Source organism: Xenophilus sp. (assembly GCF_044462705.1).
Taxonomy (GTDB): Bacteria; Pseudomonadota; Gammaproteobacteria; order Burkholderiales; family Burkholderiaceae_C; genus Xenophilus; species Xenophilus azovorans.
This window is the reverse complement of sequence record NZ_JBIQNC010000013.1, coordinates 38034-42495: the sequence shown is the minus strand read 5'-3', so window position 1 is coordinate 42495 and position 4462 is coordinate 38034. Positions and strand designations below refer to the sequence as shown.

At 70.6% G+C, this 4462-nt stretch carries 5 protein-coding genes and 1 pseudogene; all 6 read right to left on the bottom strand.

What is annotated here, in order from left to right; genetic code table 11:
* The coding region (locus tag ACIY1X_RS04530; RefSeq protein WP_399678345.1) for a peptidoglycan-binding protein at window positions 1-790 on the bottom strand (790 nt) is incomplete at its 3' end.
* Between the two features lie 128 nt (window positions 791-918).
* Window positions 919-1890 (bottom strand): ParB/RepB/Spo0J family partition protein, encoded by a 972-nt coding sequence (locus tag ACIY1X_RS04525; RefSeq protein WP_399678342.1) that lies wholly within the window; start codon window positions 1888-1890, stop codon window positions 919-921.
* 3 nt (window positions 1891-1893) lie between these two features.
* Window positions 1894-2445 carry an RBBP9/YdeN family alpha/beta hydrolase gene (locus ACIY1X_RS04520; RefSeq protein ID WP_399678339.1) on the bottom strand — a complete coding sequence of 184 codons (552 nt, stop codon included), beginning with the start codon at window positions 2443-2445 and terminating at the stop codon, window positions 1894-1896.
* A gap of 55 nt (window positions 2446-2500) precedes the next feature.
* A complete protein-coding gene (locus tag ACIY1X_RS04515) occupies window positions 2501-3337 on the bottom strand; it encodes a ParA family protein (protein WP_399678338.1) in 837 nt (278 codons plus the stop codon).
* Between the two features lie 3 nt (window positions 3338-3340).
* Entirely contained in the window at window positions 3341-3955 is a 615-nt protein-coding gene (locus tag ACIY1X_RS04510) for a LysE family transporter (protein ID WP_399678336.1), read from the bottom strand.
* Between the two features lie 127 nt (window positions 3956-4082).
* Window positions 4083-4462, bottom strand: a pseudogene (locus ACIY1X_RS04505) (16S rRNA (guanine(527)-N(7))-methyltransferase RsmG); the annotation flags it as partial.

Here is a 4462-nt window from a genome sequence, read left to right as displayed (position 1 = left end):
GCACCGTCTGCGCGGAGTAGTTGCGCAGCGAGATCACGAGCTGGTTGTAGGCGTCCATGAAGGCCGCTGCGATCACCTTGCCCTGCGGCGTGCGCGAGTAGCCGCCGATGCTGCCGGCCGCCGAGGCGCCCGCCGCGCCCAGGAAGCCGCCGAAGTCGGTCTTGGAGGCGCTGCCCTCGGACACGCCCACCTGCACGCCCGAGCGGTTGTCGATCAGCGTCAGCATGGCCGCGGCCTCGCGCGTTTGCAGGCTGCCGCCCAGGTTGGCCAGCACGTTGCTGTAGCGGCCGCGGTTGACGATGCCGCCCAGCGCCGCACCCATGCCGCCGGCATCGCTGTTGCTGATGATGACCTCGGGCGAGATGCCGTAGTCGGACGCCACCATCTGGCCCTTGCCGAAGTTGCTGCCGCGGCGCATCTCGCCGGACTGCATCAGCGCGCGCTCGCGGTTCATGGCGTTCATGCCGGCGGCGCCGCGCTCGACCACCACGAAGCAGTTGGACTGCTGGATCAGCAGGCGCAGCAGCGTGGAGGTGGGCGGCAGCTTGTATTCGCCGGTGATGATGGTGTACCAGCCGGCCGACTGGTTCTCGATCAGCGAGACGGTGCCCAGCGGCGACTCGCAGCGCTCCAGGGCGCTGCTGGCATTGGCGGAGGCGGCACCGGCCGCGCTGCCGGTGGCCACCGTCTTGGCGCCCATGCTGCCCATCTGCATGTCGGTGGTCTGGCAGCCGGCCAGGGCCAGCAGGCTCGCCAGGGCGGCGGCGAAAGGAAGTTTGGCGAAGGTCATCGAGTCAACCCCTGACAGTGTTTGAAACAGCCGGTAAGCATACCCGGCAACGCGCCCTTCGAGCGATACGCCGGAAGCGATGGAACATGTTTCATGGACGCGGTGAGGACGAACGGGCCGGCGGCATTTCAAGCGGCGCTGCCGCCGCGCAGCCGGTCGATCAGCCCGTTCAGGGCCTCCAGCGAGCCGAAGTGGATCGCCAGCTCGCCGCTTTCCTCCACCTTGCCGCCGCGCTTGCTGCGCTTCCTGATGCGCACCTCGACCTGGGCGGTGAGCAGGTCGGCCAGCTCTTCCTCCACGCGCTGCAGGTCGCGCGGCTTCTCCTCGGCGCGGGCCGGGCGGCGCGGGGCGGTGAGGCTGAACTCGGCGGCCAGCTTCTTGACCAGCGCCTCGGTCTCGCGCACCGACAGCTTGCGGGCGACGATCTGGTTGGCGGCCGTGATCTGCGCCGCGCGCTCCAGCGCCAGCAGCGCGCGGGCGTGGCCCATGTCCACGTCGCCGGCCATCAGCAGGCCCTGCACCGGCTCGGCCAGGTTCAGCAGGCGCAGCAGGTTGCTGGCGGCGCTGCGCGAGCGGCCCACCGCCTGCGCCGCCGCTTCGTGAGTGAGCCCAAACTCATTGACCAGGCGTTGCAGGCCCTGGGCCTCTTCCAGCGGGTTGAGGTCCTCGCGCTGGATGTTCTCGATCAGCGACATGGCGGCCGCCGCCTCGTTCGGCACGTCGCGCACCAGCACCGGCACCTCGCTCAGGCCGGCCAGCTTCGCCGCGCGGAAGCGCCGCTCGCCGGCGATGATCTCGTAGGGCGCGTTCTTGGCCTCGGCCTGGGCGGCGTCGAGGCGACGCACCAGGATCGGCTGCATGATCCCCTGCGCCTTGATGCTCTCGGCCAGCTCGTACAGCGCGCCCTCGTCCATGCGGGTGCGGGGCTGGTAGACGCCGGGGACCAGCTGGTCCAGCGCCAGGGTGCTCGGCTGGCCGTCGCGCGGCGCGGCGGCCTCCTGCGATGCATCGTCGGCCGCCGTGGCGGCGCCGGAGGACGCGGCCGGGCCGAGCAGGGCTTCGAGCCCGCGGCCGAGGCCCTTGGGTTTCTTGGTGGCCATCTTCTAGGACTTCTTCCGATTCAGATCGAGGAGCAGCGCCCGGCCCTCGGGCCAGTCGCCCAGGCCGGACTCGGCGTTGAGGTGCCCGCGCGCGCCGCCATCGACGAAGCGGGCGCCCCAGTCGGCCGCCAGGCCGCGGGCGCGCCCGGCGCTGCAGTAGGGGTCGTCGGTGGAGCCGACCAGCACGGCGGCGAAGGGCAGCGGCCGGCGCGCGATGGGCGCCCAGCCGGGGATCTGCTGGCGCAGGTCCTCGCGCTCGACGTCGCCCGGGGCCACCAGCAGCGCGCCGAGCACCTTGGCCGTGTTCCGCGAATGGGCGGCCCAGGCGGCGGCCAGGATGCAGCCCAGGCTGTGGGCGGCCAGCAGCACCGGGCCGGGGGCGGCGATCACCTCCTCCTCCAGCCGGGCCGACCAGTCGCCGCGCAGCGGGCGCATCCAGTCGTGCTGCTCGACGCGGCGGTCGCCGTGCAGCGCCTCCCAGCGGGTCTGCCAGTGGCCGGGGCCGCTGTTCTGCCAGCCGGGCAGCAGGAGGACGGTGGGTGCGACAGCGGTCATCTGCTACAAGTTCAGTAGCAAACTGCGCTGAAATGGCGGACGCCGGACGCGAAACTCATGGCGTCGCCTCGGGTGCCGGGGCCGTGACCGGCGGCGCATCCGGCACCGGCGGCGCGAAGGCGCTGGCCGGCGGCATCTTCTTCACCAGCTCCTCGGCGAAGGCGACGTACGCCTGGCTGCCGCGCGCGCCGGCATCGAAGACCACGCCCGGCAGGCCGTAGCTGGGCGCCTCGGCCAGGCGCACGTTGCGCGGGATGACGGTGTCGAAGACCTTGTCGCCGAAGTGCGACTTGAGCTGCTCGCTGACCTGCTGCTGCAGCGTGATGCGCGGGTCGAACATGACGCGCAGCAGGCCGATGATCTGCAGGTTCTTGTTCAGGTTGGCGTGCACCTGCTTGATGGTGTTGACCAGGTCGGTGAGCCCTTCGAGCGCGAAGTACTCGCACTGCATGGGCACGATCACGCCGTGCGCCGCGCACAGGCCGTTGAGCGTCAGCAGGCTCAGCGACGGTGGGCAGTCGATCAGGATGAAGTCGTACTCGGCACCCACCGCCGCCAGCGCGGTGCGCAGGCGCTTCTCGCGGCGGTCGAGCGCGACCATCTCCACCTCGGCGCCGGCCAGTTCGCGGTTGGCGGCCAGCACGTCATAGCCGCAGGGCTCGGCGCGCACCCGCGCCTCGGCCACCGAGGCGGACTCGAGCAGCACGTCGTACACGGTCAGCTCGGCCTCGCGCTTGTCGATGCCCGAGCCCATGGTGGCGTTGCCCTGCGGGTCCAGGTCGATCATCAGCACCCGCTGGCCGACCTTGGCCAGGCCGGCGGCGAGGTTGACGGTGGTGGTGGTCTTGCCCACCCCGCCCTTCTGGTTGGCGATGCAGAAGATGCGCGCCATGGCTTACTGGCCGAGGGCCAGCTTGACGCCGAAGCCCAGCAGGAAGACGCCGGCCAGCTTCTCCAGACCTTGCGACAGCCGCCGGTTGGCGCGGATGCGCTCGGCCAGGTAATGCGTGAGCAGCGTCGCGGTCAGGCAGTACAGGAAGGTGAGCCCGGCGATGGTGGCCGCCATCACGGCGAAGGTGGGCAGGCCCTGGTGCCGCGCCGGGTCGATGAAGAGCGGGAAGAAGGCCATGTAGAAGACGATGGCCTTGGGGTTGAGCAGCGTGATGACGAAGGCCTGACGCAGGTAGTGGCGCGGCTGGATCTGCAGGATGGGCGCCGCGCCCGGCTTGGCGCGCAGCATCTTCAGGCCCATCCAGGCCAAGTAGGCGGCCCCGCCCCACTGTACGAGGTGGAAGACGGTCGGCCAGGCGGCCAGCAGCGCCGCCACGCCGGCCACGGCCGACCACAGCAGCACCTGGTCGCCCAGGATCACCCCCATCGTCGCGGCCAGGCCCCCGCGCACGCCGCCCTTGCCGGTCGAGGTCACGAGCGCGAGGTTGCCCGGACCGGGGATCGCCAGGAACAGAAGAATGGCGGCGACGAAGGCGCCGTAGTCCGCGATGCCGAACATGGGAGATGGAGACGGAGGGAGGAGCCGCCGAGTCTACGCGAGGACACGCGGACGACGGTGGGCAAACGGTGGAGAACCGCCGTGTTCGCGGTGGACAGGCGGTGGAAAACCGGTGAATGGACGCGGATCAAGCCTGCCGAGCGCGCATCCAGACGATGCAACGTTCGGCATCCAGGCCGGGGACGGCCAGTTGTTCCACGTGAAACACGTCCACGGAGGCCGGCAACTCGGCCATTTCCGCATCGGGCTGCCGGCCCTTCATGGCCATCCATACGCCGCCGGGTGCCAGCAGGTGTGCCGAGCCATGAACGAAATCCGCCAGCGTGGCGAAGGCGCGGGAACTGATGACGTCGTAGGCGCCACCGTGCGATTCGACCCGCGCATGAACGCCGCACAGGTTCGGGAGCTTCAGCTCGCCCGCGACCTGCTGTACGAAGGCCATCTTCTTGGCAACGGCATCCAGGCAGTGCACCTCGATGTCGGGCCGCAGGATGGCGATGACCACGC

Coding starts and splice junctions, on each gene's coding strand:
- ACIY1X_RS04510 (WP_399678336.1), bottom strand. CDS start 3,955: ATGTTCGGCATCGCGGACTACGGCGCCTTCGTCGCCGCCATTCTTCTG.
- ACIY1X_RS04515 (WP_399678338.1), bottom strand. CDS start 3,337: ATGGCGCGCATCTTCTGCATCGCCAACCAGAAGGGCGGGGTGGGCAAG.
- ACIY1X_RS04520 (WP_399678339.1), bottom strand. CDS start 2,445: ATGACCGCTGTCGCACCCACCGTCCTCCTGCTGCCCGGCTGGCAGAAC.
- ACIY1X_RS04525 (WP_399678342.1), bottom strand. CDS start 1,890: ATGGCCACCAAGAAACCCAAGGGCCTCGGCCGCGGGCTCGAAGCCCTG.